This window comes from Litorimonas cladophorae (assembly GCF_014652455.1).
Lineage (GTDB): Bacteria > Pseudomonadota > Alphaproteobacteria > Caulobacterales > Maricaulaceae > Litorimonas > Litorimonas cladophorae.
The window spans coordinates 189,829-205,015 of record NZ_BMYV01000003.1 but is presented as its reverse complement, the minus strand read 5'-3'; the positions used below and the strand labels follow the sequence as shown (position 1 = coordinate 205,015).

The 15,187-nt window shown below is 51.2% G+C and carries 11 protein-coding genes; 3 read left to right on the top strand and 8 right to left on the bottom strand.

The window, feature by feature from the left end; translation table 11 throughout:
• Window positions 1-65 precede the first annotated feature (65 nt).
• From IE073_RS12795 to cpaB, 7 genes are read right to left on the bottom strand one after another with little or no spacing between them, the layout of a single operon-like run.
• On the bottom strand, window positions 66-1,103 hold the full coding sequence (locus tag IE073_RS12795) for a CpaE/TadZ family protein (RefSeq protein ID WP_189586818.1): 1,038 nt from the start codon (window positions 1,101-1,103) through the stop codon (window positions 66-68).
• Window positions 1,096-1,689 (bottom strand): TadE/TadG family type IV pilus assembly protein, encoded by a 594-nt coding sequence (locus IE073_RS12790; RefSeq protein ID WP_189586815.1) that lies wholly within the window; start codon window positions 1,687-1,689, stop codon window positions 1,096-1,098. The genes IE073_RS12795 and IE073_RS12790 overlap by 8 nt, the downstream gene beginning before the upstream one ends.
• Window positions 1,686-2,147, bottom strand: a complete 462-nt coding sequence (locus IE073_RS12785) for a TadE/TadG family type IV pilus assembly protein (protein ID WP_189586812.1) — start codon at window positions 2,145-2,147, stop codon at window positions 1,686-1,688. The genes IE073_RS12790 and IE073_RS12785 overlap by 4 nt, the downstream gene beginning before the upstream one ends.
• Window positions 2,147-3,670 carry a pilus assembly protein TadG-related protein gene (locus IE073_RS12780; protein ID WP_189586810.1) on the bottom strand — a complete coding sequence of 508 codons (1,524 nt, stop codon included), beginning with the start codon at window positions 3,668-3,670 and terminating at the stop codon, window positions 2,147-2,149. The genes IE073_RS12785 and IE073_RS12780 overlap by 1 nt, the downstream gene beginning before the upstream one ends.
• Window positions 3,671-3,699: 29 nt before the next feature.
• Window positions 3,700-3,966, bottom strand: a complete 267-nt coding sequence (locus IE073_RS12775) for a YqhG/Tai3 family protein (protein WP_189586807.1) — start codon at window positions 3,964-3,966, stop codon at window positions 3,700-3,702.
• A complete protein-coding gene (locus IE073_RS12770) occupies window positions 3,953-5,281 on the bottom strand; it encodes a type II and III secretion system protein family protein (RefSeq protein ID WP_189586804.1) in 1,329 nt (442 codons plus the stop codon). The genes IE073_RS12775 and IE073_RS12770 overlap by 14 nt, the downstream gene beginning before the upstream one ends.
• A 1-nt stretch (window position 5,282) precedes the next feature.
• Window positions 5,283-6,245 carry a Flp pilus assembly protein CpaB gene (cpaB, locus tag IE073_RS12765; RefSeq protein ID WP_189586799.1) on the bottom strand — a complete coding sequence of 321 codons (963 nt, stop codon included), beginning with the start codon at window positions 6,243-6,245 and terminating at the stop codon, window positions 5,283-5,285.
• Between the two features lie 264 nt (window positions 6,246-6,509).
• On the opposite strand from cpaB, the gene IE073_RS12760 reads away from it, so the two are divergent.
• From IE073_RS12760 to IE073_RS12750, 3 genes are all read left to right on the top strand, one after another.
• Window positions 6,510-6,992 (top strand): DUF11 domain-containing protein, encoded by a 483-nt coding sequence (locus IE073_RS12760; RefSeq protein ID WP_189586797.1) that lies wholly within the window; start codon window positions 6,510-6,512, stop codon window positions 6,990-6,992.
• Window positions 6,993-7,263: 271 nt separating this feature from the next.
• Entirely contained in the window at window positions 7,264-8,457 is a 1,194-nt protein-coding gene (locus tag IE073_RS12755; protein ID WP_189586792.1) for a DUF11 domain-containing protein, read from the top strand.
• 165 nt (window positions 8,458-8,622) lie between these two features.
• A complete protein-coding gene (locus IE073_RS12750) occupies window positions 8,623-14,307 on the top strand; it encodes a DUF11 domain-containing protein (protein ID WP_189586790.1) in 5,685 nt (1,894 codons plus the stop codon).
• A 40-nt stretch (window positions 14,308-14,347) separates the two neighbouring features.
• On the opposite strand, the gene IE073_RS12745 is transcribed toward IE073_RS12750, so the two are convergent.
• Window positions 14,348-15,178, bottom strand: coding sequence for an inositol monophosphatase family protein (locus tag IE073_RS12745; protein ID WP_189586787.1), 831 nt, complete (start codon window positions 15,176-15,178; stop codon window positions 14,348-14,350).
• Window positions 15,179-15,187: the final 9 nt, after the last annotated feature.

Sequence of the window (15,187 nt, the reverse complement as noted above, 5' to 3'; positions counted from 1 at the left end):
AGAAGATTTAGGTCGGTGTTAGGGCTTGCAGTTAACAAGTCATAAACGCGCGCATTTTTGCGAGACTATGCAACCTTCGCTAAGGCGTTAGACTGTTGGTCCCGCAGGGCGATGGCCAGTTTGCGAACATCTTTGACAAAACGAGAATCTGGGCGAATGGCACCTGCAGGTTCGCCACAGTTTAAAGCTTCTCGGGTGGTATCAGGATCTAAGCTTAGCGTCGCCATGACATCGCGACCCAGGGCCGTTTCAGCATCACTTAACCGAAGCGTGTTTTTAAAAGATCGTCTCTCATATTTACTCAAAATGACTTGCGCATTGACGCTCCCATTGGCTTCATGCGCTAGTCTTGCCAATGTTTCGCGTGTCGCATGGAGAGAAGGAATTGTGAGTTCGCATGTGATTCCCAAAACATCGACGGCGCGCATAACGGGCAGGGTCCATGGCTGGCGGTAACGGGGCATATCGATGATGACGGTGTCATAAAGCTCAGTTGCGGCGTCCAACATTGCCATGACCGTATACGGGTTCACGCGCGCGTTTGCGCCAATTGTATTGGGGGCGGCCAAAAGCGATACGCCACATTCATGGGTGGAGACCAAAGCTTGCGTGAAGGCCGTATCTATATGATCTGCTGGACCGCAAAGGTCTTCAATGCTGAGGCTAGGCAAGAGGTCGAGATGGTGCGCGCAGGCGCCTGATTCAAAATCAAGATCTATCAAGCAAACGGTTGGATCAGCCGGTCTGCGACGTGTGACTTGCTTGGATGACATGGCAAATTCATGCGCTAATTGGGTTGCAAGAGAGGTTGTGCCAACCCCGCCCGTCGCGCCGACAAGTGCAAAAATGCGCGGTGTGTTTGCTCCGCTGGGTGCCAGCGGAAGATAAGCGTCCTCTATCTCGGCCTCACCCGTTTCAGGCAGCTCTGTCATCATGTCTATGTCTACAGCTTCGTTTTCAGCTTGAGTAGAAACCTCATTAAACAAAGGAATAGCGAGATCATCCTCATAGACTGTGTCTACGCTTTGAATGAGAGCATAATCCGGCTTTTTCGCAACGCGGTCATCGCCGCGACGCCGATTAAATTTTTTCCGTCTAGCCATTTTTGAGATCCTCACCCATGAGCGTTGCCTCGACAGGCGGGAGGTGGACAATGTCCTTAAATCCAACAAGGTCGAGAAAAACGAAGTTCAGCGGAATGTCGCGTAAAGTGACACTGACAATAGGCGCCGCGTCGCCCTGTGCGCCTGTGCGCCCGAGACCAGAGCCGATATATGAAACGTCAACATGCGCACGCTGGGTGTCGCTGAAAACGTCACACATGCCACGTCTGGACCGCGTCGTCGCAGCGCAGGCTCCGTCGCCGTCGGGCCCGAAGATAATTCTGCGCATGGCGTTTGAGTCATACTGACCGCCTGAACACTGCTGCGTGTCGCTGCTGCAATGGCGTTCAAGACTTAAGTCTGCAACATTCGTATAGTCTGAGAAGTCTCTAGAAACTGGGTCGGAGGTTGCGGCGATCCGAACGCCCGTCCGTGCGGCTTGTTGGGCTGCATTGTACTGATGAAACGCAAAGCTTGCCTCAATCGTGCCGCCCGTGAGCATTATTAGGAGCATGATGATGAGCGAGGTCTCGACGGTTACGCTTCCGCTTTCTGATTTTCGGAACAGATCAAATAAGTGTTTCATTGTGCATGCACCAGACGCTCTTCGTGGTCGGTTCGAATTTTCGTCGTGCCGCCTGTTACTAGTCGAATGAAACCAAGGCCCGTGTAATCATACTCGGAGGAAAGTTCGGCAACCTTAATAACGGCGCCGCCGCGGTATTGTCCGTTATTGGCGACGTTCCGGATCGTAAGTGTAATGTTGCTTTCGTTCCATCCTGTGACCCGTTCGGGGCCTGTTCCATCGGGTCGCCCTGTCATAGCAATATTTTTTGCCTGCGAGGTCAATTGGGCAGGGGACTCAGCGCGCGCAAGATAACTTGCGCTCGCCATCAAGCCTTGTTCCATTTTGTGTGTTTGCAACATCATCATGGACAGATCGACGATGCCAAAGCCAATCAGCGCCAGTATGGGAAACAGGATAGCGCCTTCAACGGCAACAGCGCCGTCGTCATTTTTGCGATATGAGGATAAGGTGAACATTAGCGACGCACGGCGACCGTTTCATTCGCCTCACTATCTTTGCCTTTAACGACGGGACCCACGATCTCGCCATATATGATATTATCTTGGCCTTTGCCCATTGGCTCTGTCAGGAAGACCTTGACGAAAGTTTCCACAGGTAACGGATCTTTACGTTTGAACATTCCCTTAGGCGAATTGGCCTCGATTTCTCCGCAATTTAGAACGGCGGCCGTGATGATGCGACGGTCTTTAACTGTCGTCGATGGGCCAGATGTATGACACTGGGGCAAGCCTTCTTCGGCCGTAACGGCGTTGTTCCCATAGGTCTCTGATCCAGGTACGCAATCATTGTCGATTTCCCAACGATACATTTGGTAGCGCGATGGAGGTGTCGCAGGCGAAAATTTGCCCTGATACCCACGGCGATAAGTAACGCCCTCAATGGTAATCCGAGTAAAGCCTGGATGATTCACTTCCATATATGTCGAGAAGTCCCACTCTCCGCTTCCAATACGCGATGAGCATTCTCCAGTGGTAAAGCAGTCGTCCCGAGGCAAAGCTAATGCTTCTGACGAAGGGGCCTGCGAACAGCTATTGCCTTTTTTCGAATTCGCGTAACCTTTGACGACATTCTGGGCTGGCGCATAACGTGGATCAGATTTTTTCGATTTAAATGATCCCTCATATAGATCGAAGCGCGTGTTCAGCCCGAACCGCATTGAAGCAATATTGCCAGTACGGGTAACAACGCCTTGAGCCTGAGAAAAACAAGCTGGAGATATGTCTATCGCGACGGCATCAGAGAGTTTGGATGCGCCCGAGTTGCCGCCGAATGGGTCCAACCAACCGAAATTACCTGCGCCATGTGGGTCACTAACATTATTTGGCGTTTTAAATTTTATCTGGGTGCGACGAAATGATTTGGTTTCCATTGCTTCATAAATGGATGTGCTTTCCCCTTCCAAAGGATTACAAATAAAGACGGGTGCGGTGCCGCACACAACTTGATCCATACCTGCAACAGCTTTTGCGCTGAGGGTGGTGTCGGTTATTTTCTGCATCAAACTTGATGGGAAAATTGTCGCGACATCCCGCGGCTTGATTGAGACCTCAACGTAGCGAGCTTCGCCAGCCGAGTTGGTTCGGTTGCTGGCTGGAATGTCTTCATAATCATTTGTCGGGATTTCATCAAAATAGGTGATCGTTTCAATTTCGATTTCTGCAGCGCCTTTGGCAAATTTTTGATCATGGGAAAGTAGGTTCAAGATTGCCCCAGATGCCCGAGAAATAGAGTCACCGCGTTGGTCCAACTCTGCCGCGCCTGCGCGAGATAATGCATCTGCGGCAGCTTGTAGCTCCGCATCCACATTATAAATGCGAGCCGCATCAACAGAGAGAGTGGCACCGGCGAGAACGACAGGTGTAGACAAGGCGGCCCAAACAGCAACGGCACCAGAAATGCCGCGACCTGTTCCAGAGAGGTACGACTTGAACGCCTCTTTAAGTGTTGTCGAATGCGTTACGGCCTGGGGGAAGCTCATCTCAATCTCCAAAATATTCGTTTAGGGTTTTACTCGTCGCCTGTTGTTGTCACTGAAATCGGTTCTTTGACGGTGCCGTTCTCATAAGCTTCGCGGGCCGCTTTTTGACGAGCCCGATTTGGTGGGATGAATGTATCGGCCTTGTCTTTTGCCGTCGGCGCAATCCTCTGCGCCGCAATATTTTGGGCCACGGCTTTTCCGAAATTCGGCGAGTGTGCTTCCAAAGCGGGCGTCGTCGTGGCGCATCCAGAGAGGAGAATGGCACCGAGAATAACTGTATATTTATTCCATCGCATGGCCGAAACCTCCTTCGATTTTCCCGCCAAGGAAGGCCGAAGCCTCGCTCGGCAAACTTACATTAGCTAACGGATCCGAGAGTTGGGATCGGTCTGAAACGGGACGCGCAAGATGCGGGGTGACGATGATGACGAGTTCTGTTTCCGCGCTTTGATATCGCGTAGACGAAAATAGGGATCCAATGATGGGTAACTTGCCGAGCCAAGGCACCTGCTCTCGGGTATTGGCACTTTCATTCTGTAATAAACCTGCAATCGCAAAACTCTGCCCATTGCGCAGCTCAACAGTCGTATTCGCGCGTCGCACCCGAAGGCCGGGAACGGTGACACCACCAATTTCCACGGTATTTTGCACATCCAGTTGAGACACCTCGGGCGCAACTTTGAGGTTGATAACGCCATTGTCCAAAACTGTCGGCGTGAACGCTAACCCAACGCCAAATTTCCGATATTCAATAGTGACTTCGCCCAAGCCAGAGGAAACCGGAATGGGAAATTCACCCCCGGCAAGAAAGCTGGCTGTTTCACCAGACATGGAAACCAGGTTCGGCTCGGCGAGGGTTCTAATGATCCCTTTTTCTTCTAGGGCATCAATACGGACATCAAGAGACGCTGTCCCGATACCGCCACCTAAGATCAAGCTGGCTGTTGAATTCACTAAGCTGGTGGACCCACCGATTCCGAAATCTCCAGGGTTTGCACCCATAATATTCCCGACAGAATCGATGACGCCTCCGCGTTCGGATAGCAAATTGACTCCCAATCGTTTGATGGAGTCTCGGCTAGCTTCGACAAAACGAACTTCCAGCATCACTTGATGACTATCGCGAATGGCTAGGCCTGATGTGACCCGTGCGGGGGCATAGGCTTCAGCAATTGAAACTGCGCGTTCCGCAACGCTGACGCTAGAGACGTCCCCAGAGAGGTAGATACCGCCAGCCAGAGGTCGCACTTCAACGGCTTCATTTGGAAAGGTTTCAAATAATGTTTTTTTGAGGCTTGCGACATCAAAACCCACGGTAACATCGACGATGTCCACGAGTTGATTGTCGCGATCATAAAGCATGACGTTGGTTTTTCCGCCAGCCTTGCCCAATACTTGAAAGGACCGATCAGAGAGAACGACAACGTCAGCAATGTCTGCATTTGCGACCCGAACCTGCGTGAAAGCATTATCTGTCCGCATCACCAATGTGTCGTCTTTTGTTACGGAGGTAGAGGTTCGTTCACCTGTTTTTGTATCAACCCAAGAGCGTGCATCGGCTGTACTGGTCATCAGGGTGGCCAGCGCGATTAATGTAAGAGCGCGTTTCATTCTATCCTCCTGCTAAATCAGTATCGGTCGAGCGGGGGAGGGCTTCGCGACGAACAGAGACGGATTGTGTTGCGTCTCCGCGGATCACAGTAATCTGTGCGATCGCGGGCGGCGCTTTTTTGGGCGTGACTTTTACAGGTCGCTTTGGTTTTTTCGCAGCGCTGTTTGAGTTTGCGCGGCGATCAAGTTGCCGCGTGTCGAGAGATTTTGTTGTCGAGGGAAGGGCCTCGCCCACCGCGCGCAACACCAGGGACAGCACTCCGCGCTCTTGTGCGATGCTCAACGCCTGGGCGTCCATATGACTGACCTCAAGCGTAACTGTGCGCGCAACTTCGGGCGCATCTTGTCGACGGTTTTGTGACTGATCAATCGCTAAAACCCGAACAGATTGAAGCAAGACGTCAGATCGATAAATCGGGGTATCTGCTGACGGGTCAGGTTCCGATATATATTGAACGTCAACTAAATCGCCAGGGACGATGAAACCTGCTACGCCCGTCACATCGTCCACGCGGACGGAGACAGCGCGGTATCCCGGGCGAATTCTAGCCGACAATGAGCCGCGACCGTTCAAGCCCGAAATACGGTGAGGGAGTATGACTTCATTCATACGAATGTCATCTAAAGCCACCAGTGGTCCAGTCGTGAGCGGGGCATAGTCGGAAGGAAAGACATCATCGAGACCCTGCAGCGCATCAAGCGGTGCCATGTCTTCTGGCATGTCAACAACACGCAGCACGTCAGGTGTTAGTTCGTCACCAAATAAAAGGTCAGAGTTTGCGACGACAACGGAAACCGTGGCGACGCGTGAGGGTGCCGGGGCACTAGATTGCGTCGCGGTCGTTATTGGGGCTTGACGGAATTCGTCTTCAACTGCGCCCTCAATCCAGCCGCGCGCCAGAACAATGGCCATCACGCCGAACACGGCGCTGGCACCTAAGGTGACAAGTGTATTGGTTCGCATAATTCTGGTCAGCCGCTCCATCCCAAACGATTTGCAAATTTGGTTGAACCCCACATTCAAACCAACTGCGAAGGATAGGCTTAACTAAGTCGCGGTAAGGTTTCGTTCATGAACGAAGTGAATAAGTTGCGATTAATTGAAGTGAAGAAAACCTTAATGAACACCGTCTGAATGACTGCGCGATGCGATTGGAAGTTAAACTCGCGTTAAGTCTGTCGGCATAAGTTAGCCTCAGATACTGAATTCACCGCGCAGGAGTGCCCAATGTTCATTCGTAGATTATCAATTTTGGCCTTGTCAGCAGCCACCTTCGCTTTTGGGGCTCAAGCTCACGCGCTTGAGGCCACACAGAAAGTCGAGAAGGAGATTACGGTCACACAGGAAGATGGCTCCGTCACAACGCAGCGTCTCGCTGTCGACGCGGTCACGCCAGGTGAGAAAATCGTGTATACAGTCAGTTTTGTAAATAATGACGCGACGCCGGCCAGCAATCTTATTTTGGCGATGCCAGTTCCGCCAACAGTCAGGTTTTTGGAAGGGTCTGCTGATCGCGAGGGCGCTATTGTCCGGTATTCAACCGACGGCGGATCCAGTTTTGCCGCGCGCGACGAGCTGACACGTCCAGCTGTCGGCGGTGGGACACGGCCAGCGTCTGCTGACGATATCACGCATATTCAATGGCAAATCGCAGGGCCAGTTCCTGTCGGTGCGAAAGACGAAATTCTGTTCAAAGGCCGTCTCAGATAGGGCTTAGCTTTCAATAAAGTCTTTGGACCGTGATCTTTCAGATCACGGTTTTTTTTTGCGCGAACATCAGGCGTAAAAGATTTTTGTCCTAATAAGTCGTAAACAAGGATTTGAGTAAACTATGCTAACTACCCGAAAAACCTAAGATATTGCTATATGAACTGAAACTGAACGCCTCTTTGTTTTGCTTTGGTTAACCATGCTGGTTTTCATAGGTTTAACCATCCTAGGTTAGGAATTGGGGGTCAACTAACTACTGGGACCATATGCAATGACTAAAACTAAATTCATGAAGGGCTTATTGGGTGCAACCGCTCTCACGGTTCTTTCAACAGGAACTGCCTTCGCGCAAAACAATTTCACCCCTGCGGATACACCTGTCTCTAACACGTTTACACTAGACTATAATGTCGGACTTGTTGGACAGACACAAATTGAGAACAGTGCGACGCCAACTGTGTTTGTCGTTGACCGTCTTGTCAACGTGACTGTCGCATCAACTGGTGGCGGCGATAATCTCGCCCCTGGGACAGAAAACGCAGAAGTTACATTTACCGTTCAAAACGATGGTAACGATACGCACGCATATTTGCTGGGTTTAGAAAACGAAGCGTCGCCAGATTTCGTTCTGGAAGCGCCAACAAGTACTAATGTGATTTCTTATTCTGGCGATGAAGATGGCGACGGACTTATTTCGGCGGCTGAAGCTGTAGTGAAAGTCTATGACCCTGCAGATGACACCACATGGCCAGTTCTCGCTCCTGATGGGAACATTACTGTTACTGTCCAGCAAGACATTCCTACAACTGCCAATGACGGTGAAACAGCGGATGTTTACCTTTATGCGGATACGCGTGACGAAACTGATCCAACAGGTACGGCAATTGTTGGAGATGATAACGCAACCAATGAAACAGCAACCGTCGACAACGTTCTGGCTGACTTGAACGGCCCTGCGTCTGACGGTACTAACGATGGACTAGCTGATGGTGCGCATTCCGCAACAGGAACTTATAGTGTGGAATCTGCTGAAGTGACAGCCACGAAGGATGTCTTTGTCTTAAGTGATGGCCCGTCTCCGGCACTTTACGATTGTGCCGCAATTCCAGGTACTTACACGCCTCCAGCTCCAAGCACAGACGCGCCTGTCGGGCCTGTTGCAAATAATGGTTACAACCAGCCTGGCGCTTGTGTTGAATACTTTATCACAGTCCGTAACAGCGGGAATGCCGACGCGACAGGGATCAATCTCGTCGATAACTTGCCAGAGCACTTGATCTTTGAATCAATGGCTGTCGTTGGTGATTTGACGGGTGGCACATTGTCCACGATTGCGCCAGACACCGAGTGTGATGGTACAGCGAGTACTTGTAATGCGACATTGACGGGTGCGACTTTGGCCGGCACAGCCGACCCATTGACGCCAACCGAAGGTCACTTCGTTATTCGGGCGACTATTAAGTAAGGCTTCTGCCTAGAGTTCGTTGATATGGACTGCGTTTGCCGCTTTGGCTTACGCAGTCCGATCATCACAGAATGTGGGATTAAAGGCGCTAAGACGTCATCGCTCCTATATTGTCTGAAAATACGACTCTTCGCTGGACCTTGTTGATTGCCCCCGCAATCTAATATGACCCGCTCCTCCACTCATATCTCTGGATTAATTGTCCTCGCTGCCACTGCGTGGGTAAGCTCAGCTCCACTTGCTTTTGGGCAAGACGATCTAGCTGCTCGCAACTTCGGTACGGAAGTCGTCAATATCGCGACGATGACCTATACTACGGGTGGTCGAACTGCGACATTCAATACAGACGCCGCCGTTTTCGTCATCACGCCGCCTCAAACGCCGGCTGTGATCGAATTCTTCCGGCATTCTCCAACTGCGCCGAGCCCGATTTTCCGTTCTGTTAATGGATCGGATTATAGCCCAAATGGAGAATTAGACGGTCCTTACGTCTCAACCGGTGCTCCGATTACGACAGGTTTGCAGACTGTTGATCTATCGTCCGCCATTCCGCTTATTCCTGCGACAACCTATCTCGCTGGTGAGTTGATGTTTGTGCGGGTTACTGACTTGGGTCAAAACCTTGACAGTACAGAAATTGAAACCGTTACCATTACAATCAGCGCCGACAATGGCGACACGATCACAATGCGCCTCTATGAGTCGAGTGCAGACTCCGGTGAGTTTTTTGCGTACCTGCCATCAACGGCTGGGGCTTCCGATCCCAATGATAACAAGATTAGTGCCGGTGGTAACACACAGCTGACCGCAACATATTTCAATATTACAGATCGAACGAACGTCACGGTCGATACAGCGATCCTGAATCCATTAAACCGCGTGTTTTCGTCGGTTAACGGGGAAAGCGTTGATGATGCCGTTGTTAGGCTTATCAATGAAAACACAGGCGCACAGGCCCAAGTTTTTGGCGTTGATGGATTCTCAACATTCCCCCCTGTTGTCGTCTCTGGCGAAGATAGTCTTGATGCAGCGGGCCTCATCTATGAGAATGAGACCGGCGAATTTCGTTTCCCCGTGGTCGAGCCTGGAACCTACCGCATTGAAGTCGACCCACCCGAAGGTTATACGTTTTCAACTGTTGTAAGCAAAGAGGACCTCGCAAATCTGCAACAGCAAAAAGGGTTTCTGGTCACATCGGCATCGCTGGGCGAAACTTTCACCGTATCCGAAACGGGTCCGCTTCGCTTTGACATTCCGCTCGACCCAAAGAGTAATCTTGTTGTCACCAAAGAAGCGGACAGAACGACGGCTGATGTTGGTGACTACATCAATTATACAGTTTCAGTCCGAAACGCGGGCTTCGCTCTCGCACCTATTCGACTATATGACACACTACCTATTGGTTTCCGCTATGTTCCAGGTACAGCCCGTATTGAAAGCACCGCGGCAGAAAACCCAATTGTCTCTGAAGACGCAACGCTTCTAACTTTTGATATGGATATGCTCGCGCCCGGCGAGACCACTTCCTTAACGTATACACTAGCTGTCGGCCCTGGCGCTCATTTGGGTGACGCGGTCAATGAAGCGGTTGTGCGTGATGCGGTGTTCAATCCAATTTCGAACGTGGCGCGTGCAGGTGTTAAATTACGCGAAGATCTTCTGCGCTCTACTAGCACAATCATCGGACGCGTTACGGAGCAAAGCTGCGACGGCGATGCAGATTGGGCCCGACCCATCGATCAAGGTATCGGCGTAGACGGCGTCCGCCTCTATATGGAAACGGGCGCCTACGCCGTATCAGATGCCAATGGACTCTATCATTTCGAGGGAGTTACGGAAGGTACACACGTTGTCCAAGTGGATGAGGAAACTCTGCCTAAGGGCTTCGAGCTGATGACGTGCGAAGAAAGCACCCGCTATGCAGGCGCAATGAACTCAAAGTTCATTGACGTCCAAGGGGGCGGAATTTGGCGCGCAAACTTCTATCTCAAGCAGACAGGAGAAACTGAAGCGGTTGTGGAGGCAGTTGAAAACGCCGAAACGACAGAGCATTTAAAGTTTGATGTCGATTGGTTGGACACTCAAGATAAGAGTGCCAAGTGGGCGTACCCCCAAGTTGGCCGTACCCCAAATTCGCCTTCGACCCACTTGGGTATCAAACACGCTGCGGGGCAACGCGTCTCGATTCGCCTGAATGATTCAGAGATTGCGGGATATTATTTCCAAGGTCGCGATAGCAGCACCAACGGTCAAGTACAGATTTCCCGCTGGCGCGGCTTACCCTTGCAAGACGGCCGAAACGTTATCTTGGCTGACATTCACGACGCCGATGGAACAAAAATTGAAACAATTCGCGAAGAAATTTGGTACGTAAAAACGATCGCGCGGGCAACACCTCTGCCGGACCAATCCATTTTGGTTGCTGATGGTCGTACAACGCCTGTCATCGCTATCCGTATGGAAGATCAATCTGGTCGTCCAGTTCATGCAGGGCGGATCACAAAAATTAATCTTGAAGCCCCTTATCGCTTGAACGATGAGAACGGCGACAACCGTCTGCGCGAGCAAACGCAAGAATTAATTGCGCCGCTTTCCAACAGTCGCGAATTTTCTGTGGGCGCTGATGGCGTTTTGAAAGTGCCTTTGGAGCCAACTCTCCGCACGGGTAAAGTCACAGTTATTGCGACGCTCGATACCGGCCGTGAAATCCCAGTCTACATGTATCTTGAGCCCGAGAAACGTGACTGGATTTTGGTCGGCCTGGCCGAAGGTTCAGCCGCACTGCAAAACGTAAAAGGCAATGTAAACGCTTTTGGCGGCGACGCCGATGATGTTGTAACGGATGGCCGTGTTTCGTTTTTCGCCAAAGGCCTGATCAAAGGCAATTGGTTGATGACCTTGGCTGTGGACACTGACAAACGTCGTGGCTCCCAAGATGGTGAATTCGAAGGCGAAATTGATCCGAATGCTTACTACACCTTATATGGTGACCAGACTTACCAGCAGTTTGAAGGCGTTTCACGCTATCCGCTATTCGTGAAACTCGAAAAACGCCAAGCTTATGCTCTATTCGGTGATTTCGATACTGACATCACTGAAGGCAGACTCACGAGCTACAATCGAAAGCTGACAGGTTTGAAGGCCGAATATCTTGGCGACGACCTGCAAGTCTTGGGCTTTGCTGCCGAAACGAACCAAGGTTTCACGCAAGATGAAATAGCCGCCGAAGGCCTATCTGGGCCATATCAACTGAGCCACGAACGTATCCTACCGCAGTCCGAAGAGATTGTCGTAGAGACACGTGACCGTGTTCGTCCGGATATAATTTTAGAGCGCAAAACTCTTGTGCGCTACCTAGACTACACACTTGACTATTTTTCTGGTAAACTGATTTTCCGCCTACCTGTTGATGCGACGGACCCGAACTTTAATCCGAACGTGATCGTGGTCGATTACGAAACATCTGAGGATGCCGAACGCAACATCACGGCTGGTGGTCGTGTCCAGGCTCAGTTCTTGAACGATAAGCTTCAAGTCGGTTCGACTTTTACACATGAGAACGGCAGCTCATTAGCCGCTGGCGCGAAATCAAATCAAATTGGTATTGATGTGATTGCCCAACTGACCGACAGCACGGAACTCCGGGCTGAGTATGCCGTCACCGATCAAGCTGGCGACGGGCAGGGTATTGCAGACGCGAAGCTTCTAGAGCTCATCCATACGTCGGAAAAAGTCCTCGCAGAGGCTTATTACCGTGAAGAGGATGGCAACTTCGGTTTGAACCAAACAAGTTCAAACACGAATGGCATTCGCCGTTATGGCGCGCGAGGCGAGGTCAAGGTTCAAGAGCTAACCGAAGAAGAGAGCGGGCAACGTGCGCTGCGGAAGATCAAGGCCCAGGTCTATCGCGAGGAAAACCTCTCAAATGATAACCGGCGCACGACGGGCGAACTTCTTGCGGCCCAAGAGGGAACAAAACTTGACGCCACTGGCGGTATTCGCATGACGCGAGATGAAATCGTTGATGCAGATGATCGCACGTCTCTTTTGGCTGTGGCCCGAGCATCCTACGATATCGGTCGCCACGGAATTACGCTTCAAGCTTCTGCCGAAACTCCGATTAGCGGAAAAGATGAAGTATCTGCCCAACCGCAGCGTCTTATGATAGGCGTTGATAAGCGGGTTGGTAATGTCGCGATCGTCAATTTACGGCATGAGCTCCTCAATGGTGCTGGGCAAGAATCTGCAAATACAACACTTGGCGTTTCAGCAACGCCATGGACCGGCGGTACGGCCACAGTTGCGGCTGATAATGTGACAAATGATAGTGGAAAACGTTTGGGTGCAACTGTTGGTTTAGATCAAACTGTACGTTTGACGGATAAGATCTCCGGACAAGTTGGCGTCCGCGCACGCCGAATGATCAATGAAGAAGATAGCTTCGTCGAAGTTACGCCGGATGATCCCATTTCACCATTTGAGTCAAATGAGGACTTTCAGTCAATCTACATCGGTGCCGCTTATAACGATCAGGCCATGACCGCATCTAGCCGTGTGGAAGTGCGTGACACAAATCAAGACCAGACTTGGGTTTTCGCGGGTTCAGCCGCACGAGAACTTTCAGATACATTGTCCTTGGCAGCCTCCGCTCGCGGACGAATTTCTGCTGCGACTGGGTCTTTCGGGACGGACAAGCGTTTTGAAGCTCGCGTCGGTGCCGCATGGCGTCCACGCAATGAAGACACCGTTTTCTTTAACCGCTTCGATGTCGTCAATGCCCAACCCCTGAACGACATTAACACAACCAAGTTGGTGAATAATGCGGCTATGAACACAATGATCTCTGATCGTTGGCAACTTTCGACGAATGTCGGAACTAAATATGTCAAAACAGAAGTCGGTGATCAGAACCTCTCTAACTGGACGCATCTTGTCGGCGCGGAAACACGTTTCGACGTGACGGAGCGCATTGACGTCGGTATGCGCGGTGCTGTGATGACAAGCAAAGGCGCTGGGACATCCTACTCCTGGGGGCCAAGTGTCGGGGTATCCCCTGTCGACAATGTCTGGATCAGTGCAGGTTATAACGTTGAAGGCTTTAAAGATCGCGATTTCGAAGCGGCTGAATATGCACGCAAAGGTGCCTATCTTCAGCTTCGCGTGAAATTTGACCAAGATACAGCACGAGGCCTTCTTCGCCGTATTAGTCCGACCGCAAACGTCTTGGCCCCACCTGAAAGCCGCCAAGTTTTGAGTTCGCCCCCGCTTGCGAGAGCGCGAGTCGCTGTTGTCACCCCGCCTGTAGAGGTGGCGAATTCAGAGACGGTCTTAGCCCCTGTTGTTGCGCCTGTTTACAAAGCCGATACGGCGTTGGTTATTGACCCTGCGCCTGTGTTTGAAGCCAGTGCCGCACGAACGAACCTAAATTTTTGTCGGAAGTCTCCTGTCGCCATCTTTGACGTGCCCGTTAACATGACACCAAAAGCGGTTTCTCGTTTAGGCACGATGCCCGAGTTTGGCGATAGCCGTGGCCTGACACCCTCGCAGTTCTACGACAAATTAAACGCCCGTTATTACGACAATGCCGTTGATCAGACCTATTTGGATTACCTATTTAAATCCATGGGCTACGCAAACGGCTGGGCCGATGCGCAACCCTATATGTTCAGCGAAGAAATTCTTCCTGTTGGAACAACGGGCTTGATGGGGTTGGGAAAACAACACCATCTGCAATATTCCATTTTGCCAGCTGTTGAGGCGGACCGGGAAGCTTTCCGCATACAGAGTGCAAATGGCTCTGTTGTACATTTTATGAAAACATGCGGAAACTACATGTACGCTTGCGAGTAAGGCTACGACCCTGAGATGTTTTCCTGCGGCGTTTGTTAGATCAATCTAGCGCGCGCCCTAGGTAAGTATAAAGCTCGGGCAGCAAAGCAGGGTCTCCGACTGCAACGATACGGCCACCGTCTACAGCGCTCTGGCCTTCCCAATTGGTTAGCTCACCCCCTGCGCCTCGGATAATCGGAATTAAGGCGCGGACATCGCAAGGTTTCATGCAGCCTTCGATGATAATGTCCATTCGGCCTTCCGCGATTAAACCATATCCGAGTGCATCTAGACCCAAACGCATAAACCGTGTGCCGGCTCCAATGATTTTGAATGCAGCCAACTCCCCAGCTTTAAACATCCCAAAAGGTGCTGTGCAGCCCAAAATAGCGTCTCGAATTTCAGCACATGGCGATGTCTTCAAGTCAATATAGGTGCCATCGGGGCAAGCTTCGGTTTCTAGCCACGCGCGACATGTTTCTTTGTCAGTGTGCCCGATATAGCGTTTGTTGAGCGCAGGCAGGTCAATCATGCCCAACACAGGTTCACTTTTGTGCGAAAGTGCGATGAGGGTACTCCAGACGGGGACGCCAGCTACGAATCCCCGCGTTCCGTCGACAGGATCTAAAGTCCATGAAAACGCATTTGTTCCAATGTGGTCGGGCCGCTCCTCGCCTTGAATAGAGTCCTCTGGAAATTGCTTTCGAATTTCTGCGCGCAGGGCGTCTTCCGCGTCAATGTCGGCTTTTGTGACAGGATCATAATCTCCTCCACCAGCTTTGTTCTCAACGCCTTTCGGCGCTGCAAAAAGCGGAAGCGTTATATCGCGGGCAATACGAGACAAGACCTGTAGATGATCGAGACGTTTTCCAATTTCAAAAGATAAGGTCATGCAGGCCCG

Bases quoted from the DNA above. Each gene is read 5' to 3' on its own strand.
- IE073_RS12795 (WP_189586818.1), bottom strand. From the start codon at position 1,103: ATGGCTAGACGGAAAAAATTTAATCGGCGTCGCGGCGATGACCGCGTT.
- IE073_RS12790 (WP_189586815.1), bottom strand. From the start codon at position 1,689: ATGAAACACTTATTTGATCTGTTCCGAAAATCAGAAAGCGGAAGCGTA.
- IE073_RS12785 (WP_189586812.1), bottom strand. From the start codon at position 2,147: ATGTTCACCTTATCCTCATATCGCAAAAATGACGACGGCGCTGTTGCC.
- IE073_RS12780 (WP_189586810.1), bottom strand. From the start codon at position 3,670: ATGAGCTTCCCCCAGGCCGTAACGCATTCGACAACACTTAAAGAGGCG.
- IE073_RS12775 (WP_189586807.1), bottom strand. From the start codon at position 3,966: ATGCGATGGAATAAATATACAGTTATTCTCGGTGCCATTCTCCTCTCT.
- IE073_RS12770 (WP_189586804.1), bottom strand. From the start codon at position 5,281: ATGAAACGCGCTCTTACATTAATCGCGCTGGCCACCCTGATGACCAGT.
- cpaB (WP_189586799.1), bottom strand. From the start codon at position 6,245: ATGCGAACCAATACACTTGTCACCTTAGGTGCCAGCGCCGTGTTCGGC.
- IE073_RS12760 (WP_189586797.1), top strand. From the start codon at position 6,510: ATGTTCATTCGTAGATTATCAATTTTGGCCTTGTCAGCAGCCACCTTC.
- IE073_RS12755 (WP_189586792.1), top strand. From the start codon at position 7,264: ATGACTAAAACTAAATTCATGAAGGGCTTATTGGGTGCAACCGCTCTC.
- IE073_RS12750 (WP_189586790.1), top strand. From the start codon at position 8,623: ATGACCCGCTCCTCCACTCATATCTCTGGATTAATTGTCCTCGCTGCC.
- IE073_RS12745 (WP_189586787.1), bottom strand. From the start codon at position 15,178: ATGACCTTATCTTTTGAAATTGGAAAACGTCTCGATCATCTACAGGTC.